Here is an 18,485-nt window from a genome sequence, read left to right on the forward strand (position 1 = left end):
TATTAAACTACAAGCATCCTGTCCGAGCAAAGTTACAAAGATATGAACAACTTTTAATCAGCTTGATAAGTGCAAGCCGGTAATCTGTATTTTTTAAATCGCTATTACTGATTAAAACCTCTAGGGCCAGGTCTTTTGACTTCGGCTGGCAAAAAGTATGGCCTTCCCCTAAGGCATACGCAGAACCAGCAGCACGTAGCGACACATCAGGTAAAGTATTGAAGCCTGCTAAAATTGAAACGGGTTGCGAACTTATGGTTCCAGCTTTCGTTGAACAAGGTGACAAGCGCCAAGTAATACGTGCAGGTTGAATTCAAAAAAGGCGCTTAGGCGTCTTTTAGTTGGATAATTAATTTGTGGATTTTGTTGGCGGAGATTTATCCTCGGTTGCGTAATTCAACATTAGTCGACTGAAAAAGCTAAAGTACAAAATACCCACAATAGTCACAAACAGTTTTTCACTGCCGTCAATATCGTTAGCCTGGTATAGCTGAAAGCCTTCGTATATAACACTGACGAGTATAGCAACAAGCAATAAATACCAGAACTTGCCAAAGCCAATCGTTTTTCGCCAAGCATAGCCATAGCTAGCTACAATGCCAAGCGAAGCAAAAACCAACAGAAACAACCAACCAAAAATATCATTGTCGTTCATTGTAATAGATTGCTGTGTCGCTTGCACAAAGCTATACAGGCCCAATAATAAGTAAATTATGTTGATGACAAAAAATAGCTTCCAGCCAGTGCGGCGCGTCATAGATATACCTTAATGCCAGTGACCAAATGGGAAAGTGTCAAATTAGCCTTGTTAGACGGTTCGACCCGTATTTTCTACCAAAGCACAGACTTGGGCTTTCGCATCTCGTTGTATTTTCTCTAAATGCCCAGTAATCTACAATACATAAAATTTACAAGTACGGGTCACCCCGTGTTTAAACACGGGCCGACCGGCCTAATAAGCGTTAAATTGCATAGGGAAGTCATGCGTATATTTCTGTCTTTTTTATTAATAATTTCAAGCTTATCGGCTTTAGCAATTGTGGTCCGTCATGATGTTGATGACAAAAAATATCTTGCTGACTCTGCAGATTTTGCACCATTGGCAACACTGTATGTTGATGGGGCTCATGGCACATTAATTAAGCCTGATTGGATTGTGACTGCCGCTCACGCAACGTTCTGTATTAATTCTGGTAGCTACATCGGTCTAAATAATGGCTACCACAAAGTGGAAAGTGTCTTTGTTCATAAAGATTATCAGCCAGGTAAAAGTCACGACATTGCGTTAATAAAATTAGTAAATCAAATAAAGGATGTAGAACCGGCGAGTTTGTATGAAAAAACAGATGAAGTTGGCAAGATAATATGGTTTATCGGTGTTGGCGGCACTGGAAATGGGCTAACCGGACAAACGGTTGATAATTATGAAAATGGCGGAGTTTTACGAAAAGCCGAAAATCGAATCGAACAAGCAGAGGGGCCGCTATTAAAATTCAAATTTGACAGAGATGATGCAGCTTTACCACACGAAGGTGTTTCTGGTGGGGGCGATAGTGGCGGCCCAGCCTATCTGACTATTGACGGTACGAGCCACTTACTCGGTATTAGCTCCAGAGTTGAAGGCGGCGATATCGGGAAGTACGGTGTAGTGGAAGTGTATTCCAGAGTGTCTTTCTTTAAGCCTTGGATTGAAACAATCACGACTGGCGAAGATGCTGATCAGCGGCAACTAGCACTTCCAAAATTGGAGCGCCTTCCTGCAGGCCTCACAGAACAGATTTTACCCGAAGTGTGTTCTGACATCGGGTTGAAACCAAATGCAATTTAACAAATTGCTTAATTTCGTTCCGGCCACAAAAAGCGTGGCCTCCACTGGACTGCCTACGCTGCGCTGCGGCAGCCAATTAGCAAAGCGTTAGGCGAGAATGGAGTCAACATTGAGTACTGCCAAAGACATCCTCAGCACATACTTGCACTTCCGAGACTGCGGACTAGCCGATACGGTTCCCGTGTCTCAGTCATTCTGGAGTGAGCTGGCTGCTGGGAAACATCCGCAGCTGGATCAGGGCAGGCTCATGTCAGCTTTCACTTTTTCTGAGCCGTGGTCCATGTGGGAGCGCCACCCTGCCGGAGAGGAGCTGGTCATGCTAATCTCTGGCTCAGCCGCCGTCGTTCTTGAGGAGTCTGGCAACGAACGCTCTGTGCAGTTGAGTGAACCCGGCTCCTATGTTCTAGTGCCGCAGAATGTCTGGCACACAGTTAAAACTTCAGTGGCAACCACTATGCTGTTCCTTACGCCTGGCGCTGGCACTGAGCACCGTGCGGTCGGGGCCTAACAATCAAATCTTGCGGAGCGCCTTACGCTGCGCTTCAGTCGCCCGCAAATTTGGGCGTTAGGGCTCTGCAGTAAGGAGAAATCATGAGATATTCCATCGAAGAAATGCAGGATGCGTATGATGAAATCAATCGAAAAGAACGTCCACTTGTAGCTTTTGGTGGTGCATTGGGTGGGGCACTGCCTGCCGCGGCACTGTACTTTTTATTTGCTCAAATAGGTGGCATTTTTCTGCCTATGTTACTAATGCCTGCTGCGGTTATTGGAATATTTGCGAGGTATACCGGTTTTCCCTACCGATTGAAGCCGCGTATTCCCATAGGCATACTTGCTATGGTGTTTCATTTCGCTGGTTGTTGGCTGCTACAACTAAACCCTTTTGTATACTTGCTAGGCCCTGTTTGTGCAGGGGTCGCCATTTCTGTTTCAAAAGTTAAATTGAGTAGAGTACAAGAGTTTGCAATTGGCCGGGCTGAGATTGGCAAGTTGGGCCCTAACAAGTCAATACAGCCGACCGCTAAGGCGTCGGCTGATTGAAGCGTTAGGTATTCATCGGAGTTTTCGTGAGATCACTAAAAATAAAAGAAAGAAATTTAAACACCCTTTTGCTTGCACGATCTAAGCAAAGCGAACTAATTGGTTTCTTATTAGCTGCATTTTTAATCGCTTCAATCTTTTATAGTGTATTTGGTCAGGACTTCTCAAATGTGGATTTCATGAATTCGATTGTGGCTAAAGTCAAAGAGCAACCACTCTTGCTAATTGTGCTTCTGCTTCTGCTTCCGCTTATAGTGGTAAAAAAGTTTCGCGATGTTATAACAGTTTTTGCAAAAGGTGATTGTTATGCTTTCAACCTCGACTCAAAATCAATAACGCATAACGGTAATGAATTAGTTCGTTTCGACGATATTAAAGAAGTCCAAATCAGAGTATTCAAAAGTGATGATTTTGACTCTTACAATCTTTCTCTGATAAAAAATAACGATAAGTCTATTTTACTAGAAGAGCATAATGATCTTTCAGTAACAAAAGAGTTGGCAGGTAACATTGCAGATTTTATAGGCGTATCCGTTCGTATAGAGAATTAAATACCTAACAATCCGCGTCATTCGGGGCCTGCGGCCCCTGCGACGCTCACACGTTCGCGCGCATGCGCGGGGCGTTATGTTCCTAGGAGAGAATTGATTTGACTTGGATCGATGTGATCGACTCAGCTGTGAAAATTGGTCTCGGAGCATTAATTGCTGCGGTTGCAAGCTATATTACTCTGAAGAAAACACATCGCTTTGAGGCTGACAGCCGAAAAGAAGCATTTTTTTATAAAAGCCAAGAAGAACGTAAGTCTGTTTATATTGATTTCTCAGCGCAATCGCATGCGCTTATTCAGAAATATACTTACGATTGGTGTGACTCAACAAAAGATGATTATAAGGTCTACTTGACCGTATTCAGTAGTTTGCAGATTTTATGTTCAGACTCCGTAAGAGCTGCGGCATCCGAAGCATTCAATGCAGTAACTATTTTCATCATCTCCAACAAACAGAATTTAAGCTCCGGTGACAGCAGTGATTCCAAACGCCATGATGATTTAATGAGTAATGCAAGGTTGAAGCTTGCGGTGTTTCAGAAAGTTGCGCAATTGGATGTGACAAGGACTTTCGATGCCAACGGAACATAACAATCGCCACCAAAAACGCGCCCTGTGGGCGCTCGACTCGCAACAAGTTGCTCGCGTTTGTGGCGAGCGTTAAGCCTCTGAGAGCACATTATGCTATCTAAACTATTCGGCAAGAAGAAGCGCGAAAAAGTTATCTACACGCTTTTTGATAAGCCTATACATCGTGCTATTCTCGGTGTATGGGAAAAGCATATGTGGCAATACACCGAGGTAATTGGGTATTCGGCAACGGGTGCAATATTTTTATTCTCTCCAGAGACTTGTGAATATTTAGTTTTTTACCCAAGTATGCCTGGGAGCAACAGCAAGGGTTATGGTGTATTCGATAGCCTGCAAGAATTTAAAGAAACCATCCTAGATGAAGAGGGATTCCCTGAGTATTGTTTGTATCCAATTAACCCTGAAGACTTAGAAAGTTTGGAGAATAAATTAGGGTCTTTAGATCTAGAAGGTTTTGATAAAGGGAATATTTGGGTTCGTACTGAAATATTGGGTCAAAATCGTGGTATCGAGTAAAGGCTTAACAAAACTAACCACTCGGAACGGTTTAAAGCCGCTTCCGTTTCACTTCAGCAACTTTAAACCGTCCGGTGTTAGCGGCGTTAAGTTACCAAGGAAGATTATGAAGTATCCCATAGCATTTATTTTTATTGCTGCTCTTTCGGGCTGCGCAAGTACAGAAATTAGACAAGCACCAACTTTAGAAAACAATGCTGCGCCAATTTCGTGTGCTTCAGCGCCAAGATTCCCTATTGCTGCTATAAAGAAAAACCTAGAAGGTTGGGTTGTTGTCGATTTCTCATTAAATCAATCTGGTTATCCGATAGATATGAAGGTTGTAGATTCTAGTCCAGAGGGATATTTTGAAAATTCAGCAATTGAATCTATATCCTCATGTCGTTTTAAAGCGGCAGCTGATGTAGTTCCTGACGAGAGATTAAATATTGTATTGGATTTCAGGTATTAGTAACTTAACAAGCAAAGGCAGCCGACGCCTACAGCGCGGCTGCTTTGAGCGTTATACATAAATATGAAGTCATCATACAGAACCATACTAATTATCTTATTCTCATATGTCGTTTCGGCATCCATTGATTTCTATTTCAATGTTAAAAGCGGAGAACAGGACGCCACTTTTATAATCCACACTTTTTTTATTGCTGTGTATGTTTATACATGGTGTAAACAACATGCCAAGGAGAATGGAATTGAAAATCCAAAGTACTATCCATTACTTGCTTTTCTTTTTGCTCCAATTGGTGTCAGTGCATATGCATTTAAATTTTTTGGTCTAAAAAAAGGTTCGTTACTGCTATTCAAAGCTTTTGTTGCCTTCGTTGCGTTAACAGCTTTAATGCTGTTAACGCATAACTTTTGGGCGTACATTTATGTATAACAATGCGCATCACTCGCGGCCTGCGGCCACTGGGACGTCAGATCAAAATTAATCTGACTGTCACCTGAGTTATAAACCACCACATAAATATTGACTTAACTCGCCCACATTAAATAGTAAAAATGGAATTCCATCGGCTTAGTAGCGCTACCTTTTCGCAAACACCTGAAACAGCGCCATAGGTTAATACCCTAGCGCGCTGGCTGTCACCGGGTATCAATGCTGATACCTTCATGCGCAATTTCAATACTCTCTATCGCCACCTCATTGCCATCTGGGCCCAGATTGGTTGCGGTGATCTTGGTGGGCCAGGCATAGGTTAGTGTCCATACCATAGTGATGCCGCCAGCCTCATCCAGCAAACTAATGGTAATGGGCAGGCGCTTTGTGGTGTTCATCTTGATCTGACTAAACCAATCCCAGAAAGTGCTATCTGATTTAAACAGCCCTTTTTTCATGATCACGTTGCTATATTTTTTCAGGCCAGGCATTTGTATAACAGAAAAATCAGGGCTATTACCGGCGCGGTATTCTATTGCTTGGGTTTCAATATCCAGGCCGGATACCTCCTGAAATAACATGACTTTTGAATCCCATTGCACCTGAAAGTAAAACTTAGCAATGGGCCATACCGAAGTTGCCTGGGTTGAAGCGTCATCTGCCATTTTTGCTCCTTTGTAAGCTTATTTTTGATCGGCTAATCAGGATTTTTGCATCTGCTGCAACGTTATTGCCATAAATTCGGCCGGCCGGACAAGCGCTACCAACACCCTAACGCGTAAAATTCCGTCGTGAATATCGTCTGAGGTCATGGTTTCACCCAGGCCTACGCTAACACTAAAAGCATCTTCCGGAGTGGTGCCCGCTAAGCCACCGCGCTTCCAGATGCCGGTAAGAAAATGGCTCATCATACTTTTAAGAGTCACCCAGGTGCTGGCGGTGTTGCTTTCAAACACATAGGCTTTGGTAGCAAGCCGGATAGACTCTTCCAGCATGATCATGGTGCGCCGGACATTGATATAGCGCCAGTCCAGACTGTTGCCGTCCAGCGTGCGGGCTCCCCACACCAGCGTGCCCTCGCCTACAAAGCTACGGATGGCATTAACTGATTTACCTTGTGGACTAACGTTTAAGTCTTCCTGCTCGTCGTGGCTAATAGTTACCGCCGGTGATACCACTGCGCTTAATCTGACATTCGCCGGCGCCTTCCATACGCCGTGAGTGTTATCTACCAGAGTATAAATACCCGCCATCGCCGCTGCCGGGGGCAGTAAATTTGACATGGTGCGCATTTGACTAAGCAGTTGGCTATACATCGGGCTGATGGCTTGTAAGCTTTCATGCAACAACCTGTGCTTTGCGATACGCTCTGCGCTGTCTAGCTGGCTCCAGTCAGCACTAATTTGGTTAATCACATCCCATTGCTGTTGCCGTTTTAAATGAGCCGCTTTATTAGCAGCGCTGGCATTCTCGGTGGAGCTGTCGATGTTTATGTCAGCCAGCTTGGGGAGTTCATCTGGCAGGTTGTGCTCTTGCTTTAACAGCTGCTGCAAGCGCTTTGCCGGCACTATATTCTGATAGCTTAGCTCGCGCTCTTGCACAATACTGGTGTTAAGCCACGGATAATAAGCGCTAGCAAAATCCAGATAATCAGTGCCCAACTTGTCTCGGAAATTGGCAATGCAATCGCCATCTGGGTGCTGCCGTGGTTTATCGCCCTGCCAGACATCTAAAATAGCCACCCTATTGCGCATCTTGCCACCGCAGTGCGCCAGCGCAGCCTGTTGCACGGCGATACAATCCTCTTCGCCCAGCAATACCGCGTCGGGAATAACCAACATGGTTGGTTCTTGTTCTTTCGTTAGCGTGTCAATACCGGTTATTAACCGGCTAGCGTCAAGCGGATCATGGTAGCTGCCTACAGAAACGATATAACTGGTAGCGCCACCATTTTGATAAAACAACAACATGGCGTAGTACAATAGGTATCTGCCAGCAGACTGACTAAGCGGATAACAGTTATCGCCCACATTAACGCTATTGCTTTGCACTGCCAAGGTTTCAGCCAGTTGAAATACCGGCATCGGGGCTAAGCCAAACCACTGCTGAAATTCTGCCATTGAATTAATACGTATAGGCTTATTCGTTAGCGAGTTCTGTTTATTAAGGCAGTCACTAAAACTGCCATCAGGGTTGGCATTGCAGGCTTGCTCGGTATAGCCAACAAATGCCGGCACTGCCGTTGCTACTTCGACAATAGTATTGGGGAAAGCACTTTTTTCCACGATATACACACCAGGCGTTTTCATACTTAAGTCTCTTTTTGTCCAGCCTGAATTAGCCGCAGACATTGAGTTAGTTAATCAGCTCTGTAACAATAGCGTTAATGTTGGAAAACTTTCGGATATTTTAATGCGCTTGCTATTGGCTTGGTTTTACAGAGTGCTTTTTGCCGCGACGGCCAGCGTAGTTATCTTCACTCCTGCTCAGGCACAGTGGCAGCGTGAAGCGTTTAATACGCTGGGTACGCAGGCTTACATTGAGTTTTGGCTTGCAGATACTGAAAAAGCTAAGCAACTTATTGTAGACGTACAGGCTGAGTTTGAGCGTATTAACCAATTAATGAGCCCCTACATAGCAAACAGCGAGCTAAGCAAACTTAATCGACAGGCGGCTAGTGCACCGGTAACGGTATCTGCAGAGTTATATCAGCTGCTGCAGCAGGCTAAACACATTTCAACATTAAGCAATGGCGCCTTTGATATCACCTTTGCTTCGGTTGGGTTTTATTATGACTACCGCGCCCATAAAAAGCCCAGTACGGCGCAGCTTCAATTGGCAAGACAATATGTGAACTACCAAAGCATTCAGCTGCTGCCAAACAATCAAGTTAGTTTTGCTCAACCTGGCGTAAAAATTGACCTGGGTGGAATCGCCAAAGGCTATGCCGTCGAGCTCGGAATTCGCCTATTGGCAGAGCGTGGCATTGAGCACGCACAACTTACCGCTGGCGGTGACAGCCGTTTACTTGGCGATAAACGCGGCCGTCCCTGGCTGGTTGGTATAAAACACCCGCGTCAGGAAGATAAGTACGCCGCTCAACTACCTTTGGAAAACAGCGCTATTAGTACCTCAGGTGACTATGAGCGCTACTTTATTGAAGAGGGTGTGCGTTATCACCATATTATCGACCCTAATACCGGGCAGAGTGCCAACGGATTATTCAGTGTAACCGTTACAGGCGCTGATACTACCCAGACAGATGCCTTGTCTACTACGTTGTTTGTATTGGGTTTACAGGCGGGTATGGCGCTTATTGAACAAATACCCGGCTATGAAGCCATTTTTATTGATACCGAGCGCAAAATGCATGTTTCAAGCGGACTAAGCCAGTAACCGCTAGCATTCTGTTATGCATAAACAAACTGATGCTGTTTATAAATACACTGTGCAGAAACAAGAAACTGTTGTAAATTCATTACTGTTCCTTTTTTAAGCGAAGCCCCTATGCTGACAAGTAGACTACTATCTTTGTTGCTATTTAGCGGTTTAAGTTTTGCGAGCTTGGCCGACAATGGCCAAGCGTGTGCAATTCGCATGTCAGTAGAGAGTGATTTCCCGCCACATCTTATTCAACAAAATAGCCAATGGACTGGGCTTAGTGTTGAGTTAATGCAACGTTTGGCGCAAGAGGTAGATTGCCAGTTAGAGTTTGTTCACAGCCCCTGGCTACGTTCGCTGCAACTTAGCGAGGATGGCAAATTAGACGTATTAACCCATTTGTCCTATACCGAGCAACGCAAAGCCCAGTTTGCCTTTATTGGCCCACACCATTTAGAAAGCATCTACCTTGTGGGCGACCCCACCAAGATACCAGCCACGTTAAATTTGGTACAACTGACCAAAGACACGGATCTGGGTGCCATCGCGGTGCTTCATGGTGCTTACTATGGCGAAGAGTTCGCCCGCTTAAGCCAACAGCCTGGGTTAAGCCGGCAGCTGGTCACGATTAGCAGCATTCAGGATAAATTAGCCCTGCTACGCGCGGGACGAATCACCGCTATTCTGGAAGATATCAGCGTATTGCACTATTGGCAGCAACATCAATATCCTGATGCAGACAAATACCAACCGTTATTTAAAGTATATGAAAGTAAAGTGTATTTTGGCTTTAGCAAAGCATCACTATCTGCAGAGCAAATTTCGGCTCTGGCACAAGCCTGGCAACGACTGTATCAACAAGGCAAGCTGGCTCGGGTATATGAAAAATACCAGATAACTAATTACGGCGATTTAACGCCTGAACCCATTTTATAACGCAGGTAGTATTGGTGCGGGCATAGGGATGGTGAGTTGATAGTTTGCCATTGGGTAGCGGTCAATAATCGCCTGAAGGCTGCCATCCACATAAAGCTGCTGCCATGCTGCGGTAAGTTGTTTAAGCTGGGCTTCACCCAATGTCAACCGGTTAAAGCCAAAAAACACCGGGCTTTGGTGAACGCGAAAAAGCGGTTTGAACTGCTCACGCGCTAAGGTATTATTGCTTTTCCAGTAGTGGTAAGCCGCAATATCTTCCAGTACACCATGCACTCTGCCGTTTAGCAATAACGCCTGTTTATCGGCATTACCGCGAATAAACACGAATCGGGTGAGATTTTTAGCGTCATTAAGAATACTTTCTAATTCTTCGCCATAATAAGCACCATTTAACAGTGCAATAATACCTGAGGTGCCGTGCTGTTTAAGCTCTGACATTGCCGTTAAACCGACAAAGGCTGACGGCAGCCCAACCAGATAAATATTTTCCTGATGATGTGGGCCGATAAAGGCAAACTGGGCACTGCGCTGCGGGTTGTAACTTAGATGGCTTAAAACATCTAACTCGCCTTGCTCAACAAGCCGCAATGAACGTAACCAGGGGCTGTGCACAAACTCAACCTCGCACCCAACCTCTTGCCCCAAGCGCTGCAGCAATTCCACATTCAGGCCACGCCAGCTGTCGCCATTGGCTATGATAAAGGGCGCAAAGCCACTTTCAATACCCATGCGCAATACGCAGCCAGCGGCCTGGGCTTTAAAGATAAAGCAAACGATAATGAGAGAAACATACTTCATCGCACACTCACTCTTCACGCAATGCAGCACTACATTAGTAATGCCATGGCCAAAATTCAGGAAAACTAAGATAACACTATCTTAGTTGCATATTAAATAATAGGGGCAAATGCCGTTAACCGGTCCAGGCTAGCCGCATTGCCTAAACCATGAAATGGTGCTACTTCAGCCAAGCGCCCTTGTTCTCCGTGCAGGGCTAAATAGTTTAACAACACCGTTTGCACTAATAAGTTCACATTGTTAGCCGCTATTGATGAACCGGTTTCAACCGAGGCATCTGAGCGCATAAAACCAATTTGCTGGTGACGCGCTTGTTCCGTGGGCGTGCCGCCCAGCAGCGACGGCCGGCCAGATGGACTATAGACCAACATATAAGAGGCTGCAGTAGAGGAATTGTCGCCGGTCCACTCACCTTTGCCCCGACCTGCTGCAGAGTCATCTATGCGGCCATTACTGGCAACCGAGCCATCACTGTACACATAGATCATCAATGGTTGGTTCATCCTTGCGGCATATTCCAAACAAGCGCCAATACAGCGTCCCGCACGCAAGTCACGCAGCTCACCCGTGCCACGCTCGCCCGTATGATAATCAAAACCACCCATGGTAATAGAACCGGCACCAGCAAAGCCGTTTACCACCAGTTTCATTACCGACGCCGTTTTTCGAAACTCGGCATCACCATTAAACTCTTCTGCAGTAAATATTCCCGCTGCACCGACGATATCCGGATCGGCTGCCGGGTCTAGGGTTGCCGGGTTACCAAAACGGTCAGCTAAATCTGCACTTTTAACATAGCCACAGCGCACCAGTTCTTTTATTAACGCGTCACGACTAATCGTGGTGTTAACCCGGCCTAATTTGCTGTCGCTGATGCGCTGTACTGATTCCATCACTGCTACAGCATCGTTTTGATCTAATAAACCAAATAAATCGCCCACATCCACCAAGCCGGTAACATCACTGGGGCGATCAATTTTTGTTGGCCTAAGCTCAGCATTGTAAAATTCCATTGGCGTCATCGAATTGGCGCCAGAATCTGAGTTTCTGGAACCAATTAGCGGCATTAAAGAACCACTGGCACCCGCTTTAGCAATAGCGTACATCGGGTTGTGCGGGTTATTGCCGGTATCATTTTCTGAGCGCGATGGCAGTACTGCGCCATTGGTCATGGCCTGGGTTGCCATGCTGGTGCGCTCCAAAATGCCAGCGAGCATTTGTGAGTCACTATGAAACGCCAGCCCAAGCTGGTCGTTAATAAAGCCACCAGCCGGATTAGCCGCATTAACCGCTGTAGGGACCTGGTCGGCAGGCAAGCCTAACTTGCTATACCCTTGCACCGATAAAAAGTCTCGCTGACCATCTGCACCGCCCACCAGTACGTTTGAACCGGCAATATTGGCGCCACCGGCTAAATCAAAACAAATAAACGGAATTTTGCCCGCGCCTTGTACGTTAATGCCACATAACTGCTTTAATGCTTCTAAATCGGGTGACAATTCAGCCTGGGCTTTATTCGGGTTGGCAAACATGCCAAAAACCGAACCGGTAGTTAGCACAGCAGCACCGTAACTTAGGCCGCACGCGATAAAATCACGCCGGCTTACCGGTTTACTGTGGCAAGCGTGCAGTAAGGGGCTATCAGGATGCAACGGTTGTTTTGTTTTCATCATACGTCTCCTATTGCACCAGTAATTCGGCGCTTGCCAACACGGCTGTACAAGCAGCTTTTGCGATTGTTCGGCTTCTATCACTACTGCAACTGCCACCGCAGCTACTTAGCCGGTTAATAAGTGCATCCAATTCGGCTTGCACCTCTGTTCTAACTGCTGAGCTTTGCGGAGATAACGGTATTAACCTGTCCAGCAAGGGGGTTAAAAACTGAGCGCGGTTTGCTTGGCTATAGGTTACTGCCGGGCTAGCGGCAAAATTTACCCCGGCAAACCAGCTTTGCCGGATGCTGCTGTCTTCTATCGCGGCATTGCAGTAAGCAATACCCAGCTGTGTTACTGCCATTTGCTGTGCCGATACAAAGGTATCAATCGCTTCAGCGGCAGGCAGCTGACGTTGCACCGTTTGATACACTTGAGCCACTGCAGCCTGTTGCTGCGACACCCCGGTTAATGCACTCATACTGGCATGAATTTCAGCAAAGGTTCTAAGGCCAATGTCGCTACTTTGGCCAGCTGCAGGCAAAATTTGTTGAACCGGCACACTGATGCCTGTGCGCACATTTTGGCGATCACCAATGCGACCAAAAGACAAAAAGAACTCGTCACTATTAGCACCAAGCTCTGTCGCTATAATCGTACCTTGTGTGGAGAGCACGGCACCTTCTGCTAAATCCGCACTTGCTGGCACGTCAAACTGGCGCTTCAACCAAGCCTGGCCGGTAACCACTTCTTTACCATTAAGGCCAATGGCCATGTCACTGATTGTCAGGTCGTCCGGCAAACTGCTACCGGCAAGATTAATCAGATAAGGTGCATTAAACAGATAAGAATAATTATCAAACTGGGCCACTTCAAACACAATATAGCTTTGCGCCAGGTTAATCAGCTCGCCAATACCAAATAGCAGATAAAACTTTTGCCCAACACCCACATCATAGTTTTGCTGAATCTGCGCCGCAGACAAGGCTTTATTGTGTATTGCTAACAAGCGCACCGCCCCTTGCCATTGCCGGTTGCCATTGGCTTCGTTACCAACAATCAGTGCATAGGTGTTATCCCAGTTACGAATAGCATCGGCAGGCTCTGCCAACCCGGTGTCCTGGCCATTGACATAGATACGCCTGCCGTTCACCGGGTCTTGCGTTATCACCACATGCTGTAATGTCGCCTGCAATACTTCATCGGCATCCGGCGTACTCAGCGCTGGCATACCGGCGAAATCGCTCAAACCAGACCGCAATAAAAAGTCATAATTGTACTGACTTTGCCCCAGCGTAAAATTGCGCTCCGTATTACTACCCGCGTAGCTAACAATGGCCGCCGGTCCTTCTTGTACCACATTCGCCGGTACCACCCAGGCTTCTACGCTAAACTCACCGGTAGCCGAAATTAACTGAGACAACTTGGCACTGTTGCCAGTACTGGCCTGTGCTCTGCCACTGTTAATCTGAATGCCCCAGCCGGTTACCCAGCTTATGTCACCCTGCAAACTTAAGTTTGCTGCAGGCTCCACCCCAGAGGTGTCGTAGGCAATGGCTCCATTGCCGGTTTTAAACTGATAAAATGCAATTTGGTTGGCTTCGAACCTGCCACCGCTTGAGGCTACGACACCATCATCCAAACGCAGGGCGTTAGAGGGTACTAAACTCGCGTCTAGTTCGGTTAATTCTACGTTGTCAGCAATCTGTCGAATGGCGTTAAGCATTTGCAGCGCATCTGATTCGCAATTAGACCAACAGTTGTGAAACTCACCACCAAGACGGGCAACAAAACGCGACAACTCCGGCTGATCTAAGTTAATCAACTTACGGCTGGCTTCATAGGCTGCAGCCAGATCGCTGTCAGCAAAAAATGGCGCTTGGGGTTGTGCTGCACCTGGCGCATGACAATTCACACAAAACTGTCGCAGCAACGGATACACGCCCGCGCTAAATAATGCCGGTGACTCTGGTAACACTTTGCTGGCACCGGGCTGGCGCACCGGCGGCGCAACCAATGTTACCGTAGCGCTTTCGGTTTCAGCACTGTTGGCCCAGTTACGGATCCATTGCGTTAGGGTATCAGCACAGGCTGTATCACTGGCCAGCCAACAGTTGTGGCCACCCGCCACCTTTGTAACCAGTAGCGACTGCGCTGGATCAGGTAAATTAACTAAGGGTATCGCGGCAGCATAAGCCAAATTAATATCGTCATTACGGGCAAACGACGGCGCGGTATTATTTTGCACATGGCAGGCACCGCAGCGATTATTACTGGCAACGTTGTCCCACAAGGTTAATTTAAATAACTGAATATCATCAGTTTGCGGCGCTGGCCCCTGATAATTAATATTATCTGACTGATTTGGCGGTGGTGGGTTTTGCTCAACATCTGCACCTCCACACCCAACAAGCACCAGGCTCAGCATCAACAACGGGAGTAAAGAATATTTCATCGCTTAATCTCCCATACAATAGGTTGCGGTGTCAGCAAACACCTGTTTTAGCACATAGCCGCCAGTGGTAAAGCGCTCAGTAATGCTTTGTAACGCGGTAACATCATTTAAGCTTTCAGCATCACGTAAGCAAACGGTGCGAAACACTTTTTTCACCTGACATTGCGCAAAAGCAGCGCTATTAGCCAGTTCTTCACCCAGACTTTTAGCGCCAGCGCCTTCACCGGGCAAGCTATTATCCCAGCCAAGTGATTGATTTTGTCCTTCGCGCCAGTAGTTCTGCCAACTGTCGTCTTCTGTGCGGTATCCATAAGGAAAGCTGCCCGCATTGATGTGATATTTGGCTTGTACCCGACTTTGTGTTGTGGCGTTTAATGTGCCGCTTTGCTGGTAAAAAATACGGCCATTGCTGCCATCTTCATCACTAAACTGGTAGTCGTAATACGCGAAGGCTTGCGCCATCGGGTCCATCCCCGCATGACAACCAACACAGCGGTTATTAAAAATGCGGCTATCTCCACCCGGGCTGCGGCTAACATCCTGCCGGATACGCCCGCTTGGCGTAGTAATGTCTTGTAAAGGCTCAAGATCGGTGCATAGCTGGTTCATCAGGGTGTAGCGAAACATGGCGCGATTAGTGCCTAAATAAAAGAACGCTTTGGCCGCTGCTCTGCTGGTCATCACGCCGGCTGCAGCCTCTGACGGAATGCCATTTAACGTGCTTTGCGAGCGTGGTTCAAGGTAACGGGCTAAATCGACTGCTTGGCGTTCTAACGCCAGATAATGTTCATTGCTGTTACTTTGGTATGGTGGTAATCCTAAGGTATCGGCGCCAACATATAGCACATCAGTTTGCAGCAATTGGCGAAAATCTACCTCGTCCCGCACTAAACCAATAACTGTCGCACTGTAGTCATTGAGTGGTTCAAACACATCCTCATCACGATTCGTCGCTGCTGACGAAAACAACTTTAACGTTGTGCGATAAAAATCCGGATGTTGCATCGCCAACTCAGCAGCTGCAGTGGCATTGCCACTGTCAATCAGCGTCTGCATTTGTGCCAGGGTTGCGGCATCCGCCGGTACACCGGCAATACGATCATGTAATCGTTTCGCTTGCTCTAATGAGCCTGCTTGTACCGTGCTACTAAGTAACAGGCAACTTATTACCAGCCCTTTAACGTAGGTCAAATTGCGCATATCTATCACCTCTGGCTGCCTATCAGCCTGGTAAAAACTCTACCGTCCACTCCGAACGGGTTAAGGCTACTGCCTCAGCACCAAAATCAACCGAACGTAACCGCAAGGTCAGTTGTCGCTCCAACTTAGCGTCGTTCAATTCACTACGTACGATATTCACTTCTGCCAGACTACCGTCTGCGCGGATCACTAACTCAAAAACCACTTTACCTTTAAGCAGCGGGTTACTGCGAAGTGCCCGGCTATAAAGGGTGTACAAACTGCTTTTATTGGCCTCCAGCACCCGGCGAATTTCAGCCTCCGACCGCCCTTGTGGCCCGGTTTTAGCCGTGTCAGTGCGCGCAATTGGTTCTGCCAGCCCGGTTAAAGACAACCCCTGTAGCTCCGCTTCTGCTAAGGCAGTGGTACCGGTGTCAGCTAATGTTGACCGCGCGACATCACCGGATACCGCAGCCGCTTCGGCACTGGCAAAGGTTTTCGCGGCGTCATTTCTTAACAGCTTACGCTCAACTTGTGTGGCTTGCTGCTCACCGCGACTTTTTACTTTGGGCTGGCTGTTATTTAGCTGAAAACTCTGGCGCAAATCCGCTAAGTCGTCACGCATTGCCATTAATCCCGCTTGCTGGGCTTGCTCACGTGCTTGCTTTGGATCTGGCTTTACCGGCTCGGCAACCGCGGCTACAGGCTCCGGTTCAGGCATAGGTTCTGGCTTAGCGGGCTCAATAATTTGTTCCGGCACGGGCTCAGGTTCAGGTGGCGGTGGTGCTTTGCGCTCTTCCAACATAACACGAGCCAATTGTTCTGGGATCCGCTCCTGCACTTGCCGGCTAAGCTCTGGCACCTCAAACATGGGCACTACCACAGCAAAAATAAGCCACAGCGCAAAACCTACCCACAATAAGCGATAAAATCGTTTATCTTCAAACTGGCCGTTATGCTGAGCGACCATGGCTAATGTCGTCATGGCGCCTCCGAAACAGCGGCAGGCGACGCGGCCTCTACCGCCAGCGATAAATCGCGATATTCGGTAGCAGCACAAATAGCCATTAGCTGGCGTAACAAAGCATAAGGGGTAGCGGCATCACCTAAAATAGTCATGGCACGGCCAACCTGCTGCTGCGGTTCAGGTAAAGGCCCGGCTCTTTGAGCAAGGTAATTAAGTTCATCAGTCAGCGCCTGTGTTAACTCTGGCAACCAAAGGCTGCTGTCCTGCTGCCAGTCTCCTTGCCAGATAGGTTTACCCTGCACCAAGACGCCATTTGCAGTAATGGTAAGCATGACCTTTTCTGTTGGTAACTGCTGTGACAGCGAGCGCGGCAAGCTAATGTCTTTATTGCTTTGTAGCACTTTAACTTCCGATTGATTCACCATCAGAAAAAATACCAGGATGGTAAAAATATCCATCAGTGCCACTAAATTTAGCTTACTGGCTTGGGCCAGACGATGGTTTTGCCGCTCCAGGCGCTTAGCGCGAAATGACATCTTCATTCTGCGCCCTCCTCTTGCGGTAATTCACCTAGCGAAATTAATGGAAACAATTCAGCATCGATAACATCGGCCGCCACCACGGCTTTAAACGAGCGTACGGTGTCCATTGCAGTCACCAGCGTCTGATAGTCCAGTTCGTCCGGCGCCAGTATGGTAATGTCTTGTTTTTCTATATTTTTTTGCTGGAAAGTTAGCTTTAAATCCTGCAGATACAGGCTAAGTGCAGCAAAATCTAATTTGCCCTGTTCGGTCAGCTCAAATACCCGCAGCGGTTCACCCGCCGGATAATTTAACCTGAGCCGGTCGGGGTAAATTGCCAGCTCTAACTGCTGTGGCTGCTCCATCTCTTGCTGTAGCAATTGCTCGGTTAGCGCTGGCAGCTGAATATTCAGTACGCGGATCTGCGCAAATACCAGGCTAAGTAGCAGCACAGGCACCAGCACTATCATCAGGTTCATAAATGATGTGATGTCCAGCTCCGCGTCAGCAAGCGGTGCTTTACGCCTTTTGATCATCCGCGCCACCATCTGCTTGTTTGGCAATACTGTTCATCAGCTTAATACCGACCATTTCCATCGTATCGATAATGCTGGCCGTTTTGCCTTGTAACAGTGCATGAATAAATACCAATGGTATGGCCGTTATCAGACCAAAAGCGGTGGTATTCATCGCCACTGAAATACTGGACGACAGTAAACTGGCCTTTTCCGACGGATCAGCATTGGCTACGGCGGAGAATGCGGCAATTAAGCCCATAATGGTGCCCAGTAAGCCTAGCAAGGTGGCAACGTTTGCCAACGTCGCTAAAAACGGCGTGCGCTTTTGCAGGCGTAAACTGTACTCCAAAACCACTTCTTCCATGGCGTACTCCATATCTTCGCGGCGCGATGATGAGCGCAGACGATTTACACCGCTGGCCAGCATAGCCAACAAGGGGGCAGCGCTGTTTGATGCGAGTTCAAGAATACGACGAGTATCAGCCTGAGCCACGGCCGATTGCACCTGCCCAACCGCACGTTGATTTACACCATATACTGAGCGTAAAAACCACCAGCGCTCAACGGCAATCACGATGCCTAACACCAGGATAAACGCGATGGGGTAAATAAATACGCCACCTTCCTGTAAAAATCGCACTATGCCGCTAAAAAACTCCATGAAATACC

21 protein-coding genes are annotated in these 18,485 nt (G+C 47.2%); 10 read left to right on the forward strand and 11 right to left on the reverse strand.

Features of this window, described 5'->3' with window-relative positions; translation table 11 throughout:
- The first annotated feature begins 110 nt into the window (after nucleotides 1-110).
- Nucleotides 111-311, forward strand: a complete 201-nt coding sequence (locus tag ORJ00_RS14365; protein WP_306140231.1) for a hypothetical protein — start codon at nucleotides 111-113, stop codon at nucleotides 309-311.
- A 38-nt stretch (nucleotides 312-349) separates the two neighbouring features.
- On the opposite strand, the gene ORJ00_RS14370 is transcribed toward ORJ00_RS14365, so the two are convergent.
- Entirely contained in the window at nucleotides 350-757 is a 408-nt protein-coding gene (locus tag ORJ00_RS14370; RefSeq protein WP_306140170.1) for a hypothetical protein, read from the reverse strand.
- Between the two features lie 225 nt (nucleotides 758-982).
- Between ORJ00_RS14370 and ORJ00_RS14375 the strand changes: the two genes are divergently transcribed.
- From ORJ00_RS14375 to ORJ00_RS14405, 7 genes are all read left to right on the forward strand, one after another.
- Entirely contained in the window at nucleotides 983-1,828 is an 846-nt protein-coding gene (locus ORJ00_RS14375; protein WP_306140171.1) for a trypsin-like serine protease, read from the forward strand.
- A gap of 247 nt (nucleotides 1,829-2,075) precedes the next feature.
- The gene (locus ORJ00_RS14380) at nucleotides 2,076-2,336 is read left to right on the forward strand and encodes a WxcM-like domain-containing protein (protein ID WP_306140172.1); all 261 of its coding nucleotides are present in this window, start codon (nucleotides 2,076-2,078) and stop codon (nucleotides 2,334-2,336) included.
- Nucleotides 2,337-2,419: 83 nt separating this feature from the next.
- Nucleotides 2,420-2,872, forward strand: a complete 453-nt coding sequence (locus ORJ00_RS14385; protein ID WP_306140173.1) for a hypothetical protein — start codon at nucleotides 2,420-2,422, stop codon at nucleotides 2,870-2,872.
- A gap of 26 nt (nucleotides 2,873-2,898) precedes the next feature.
- On the forward strand, nucleotides 2,899-3,423 hold the full coding sequence (locus ORJ00_RS14390) for a hypothetical protein (protein WP_306140174.1): 525 nt from the start codon (nucleotides 2,899-2,901) through the stop codon (nucleotides 3,421-3,423).
- 98 nt (nucleotides 3,424-3,521) lie between these two features.
- Nucleotides 3,522-4,013 (forward strand): hypothetical protein, encoded by a 492-nt coding sequence (locus ORJ00_RS14395; RefSeq protein WP_306140175.1) that lies wholly within the window; start codon nucleotides 3,522-3,524, stop codon nucleotides 4,011-4,013.
- A gap of 90 nt (nucleotides 4,014-4,103) precedes the next feature.
- The gene (locus tag ORJ00_RS14400; RefSeq protein ID WP_306140176.1) at nucleotides 4,104-4,529 is read left to right on the forward strand and encodes a hypothetical protein; all 426 of its coding nucleotides are present in this window, start codon (nucleotides 4,104-4,106) and stop codon (nucleotides 4,527-4,529) included.
- 106 nt (nucleotides 4,530-4,635) lie between these two features.
- Nucleotides 4,636-4,980, forward strand: coding sequence for an energy transducer TonB (locus ORJ00_RS14405; RefSeq protein ID WP_306140177.1), 345 nt, complete (start codon nucleotides 4,636-4,638; stop codon nucleotides 4,978-4,980).
- Between the two features lie 635 nt (nucleotides 4,981-5,615).
- Here the strand turns inward: ORJ00_RS14405 and ORJ00_RS14410 are convergent.
- Together ORJ00_RS14410 and ORJ00_RS14415 are read right to left on the reverse strand one after the other, a co-directional pair.
- Nucleotides 5,616-6,074 (reverse strand): phage tail protein, encoded by a 459-nt coding sequence (locus ORJ00_RS14410; protein WP_306140178.1) that lies wholly within the window; start codon nucleotides 6,072-6,074, stop codon nucleotides 5,616-5,618.
- Between the two features lie 36 nt (nucleotides 6,075-6,110).
- On the reverse strand, nucleotides 6,111-7,718 hold the full coding sequence (locus ORJ00_RS14415) for a phage tail sheath family protein (RefSeq protein WP_306140179.1): 1,608 nt from the start codon (nucleotides 7,716-7,718) through the stop codon (nucleotides 6,111-6,113).
- 103 nt (nucleotides 7,719-7,821) lie between these two features.
- On the opposite strand from ORJ00_RS14415, the gene ORJ00_RS14420 reads away from it, so the two are divergent.
- Nucleotides 7,822-8,805, forward strand: a complete 984-nt coding sequence (locus ORJ00_RS14420; protein WP_027672592.1) for an FAD:protein FMN transferase — start codon at nucleotides 7,822-7,824, stop codon at nucleotides 8,803-8,805.
- A gap of 111 nt (nucleotides 8,806-8,916) precedes the next feature.
- Nucleotides 8,917-9,726: a substrate-binding periplasmic protein gene (locus ORJ00_RS14425; protein WP_306140180.1), complete on the forward strand. Its 810-nt coding sequence runs from the start codon at nucleotides 8,917-8,919 to the stop codon at nucleotides 9,724-9,726.
- Here the strand turns inward: ORJ00_RS14425 and ORJ00_RS14430 are convergent.
- The 8 genes from ORJ00_RS14430 to ORJ00_RS14465 all read right to left on the reverse strand — a co-directional run bounded on the left by ORJ00_RS14430 (nucleotide 9,721) and on the right by ORJ00_RS14465 (nucleotide 18,477).
- Nucleotides 9,721-10,524: a substrate-binding periplasmic protein gene (locus tag ORJ00_RS14430; RefSeq protein WP_027672593.1), complete on the reverse strand. Its 804-nt coding sequence runs from the start codon at nucleotides 10,522-10,524 to the stop codon at nucleotides 9,721-9,723. The two genes, ORJ00_RS14425 and ORJ00_RS14430, sit on opposite strands and share 6 nt — an antisense overlap.
- Nucleotides 10,525-10,616: 92 nt before the next feature.
- Nucleotides 10,617-12,197, reverse strand: coding sequence for a hypothetical protein (locus ORJ00_RS14435; protein WP_037053877.1), 1,581 nt, complete (start codon nucleotides 12,195-12,197; stop codon nucleotides 10,617-10,619).
- Nucleotides 12,198-12,204: 7 nt separating this feature from the next.
- The gene (locus tag ORJ00_RS14440) at nucleotides 12,205-14,631 is read right to left on the reverse strand and encodes a LamG domain-containing protein (protein WP_306140181.1); all 2,427 of its coding nucleotides are present in this window, start codon (nucleotides 14,629-14,631) and stop codon (nucleotides 12,205-12,207) included.
- Nucleotides 14,632-14,634: 3 nt separating this feature from the next.
- The gene (locus ORJ00_RS14445) at nucleotides 14,635-15,831 is read right to left on the reverse strand and encodes a hypothetical protein (RefSeq protein ID WP_305974241.1); all 1,197 of its coding nucleotides are present in this window, start codon (nucleotides 15,829-15,831) and stop codon (nucleotides 14,635-14,637) included.
- Nucleotides 15,832-15,853: 22 nt separating this feature from the next.
- Nucleotides 15,854-16,795: an AgmX/PglI C-terminal domain-containing protein gene (locus ORJ00_RS14450; RefSeq protein ID WP_306140182.1), complete on the reverse strand. Its 942-nt coding sequence runs from the start codon at nucleotides 16,793-16,795 to the stop codon at nucleotides 15,854-15,856.
- On the reverse strand, nucleotides 16,792-17,319 hold the full coding sequence (locus ORJ00_RS14455; RefSeq protein ID WP_306140183.1) for an ExbD/TolR family protein: 528 nt from the start codon (nucleotides 17,317-17,319) through the stop codon (nucleotides 16,792-16,794). The genes ORJ00_RS14450 and ORJ00_RS14455 overlap by 4 nt, the downstream gene beginning before the upstream one ends.
- A complete protein-coding gene (locus ORJ00_RS14460) occupies nucleotides 17,316-17,834 on the reverse strand; it encodes a biopolymer transporter ExbD (protein WP_306140184.1) in 519 nt (172 codons plus the stop codon). The genes ORJ00_RS14455 and ORJ00_RS14460 overlap by 4 nt, the downstream gene beginning before the upstream one ends.
- Complete coding sequence (locus ORJ00_RS14465) at nucleotides 17,818-18,477, reverse strand: MotA/TolQ/ExbB proton channel family protein (RefSeq protein ID WP_306140185.1); 660 nt, start codon at nucleotides 18,475-18,477, stop codon at nucleotides 17,818-17,820. Before ORJ00_RS14465 ends, ORJ00_RS14460 begins: the two co-directional genes overlap by 17 nt.
- Between the last annotated feature and the right edge of the window lie 8 nt (nucleotides 18,478-18,485).

It is taken from the genome of Rheinheimera baltica (assembly GCF_030731985.1).
In the GTDB taxonomy this organism is placed as follows: domain Bacteria; phylum Pseudomonadota; class Gammaproteobacteria; order Enterobacterales; family Alteromonadaceae; genus Alishewanella; species Alishewanella baltica.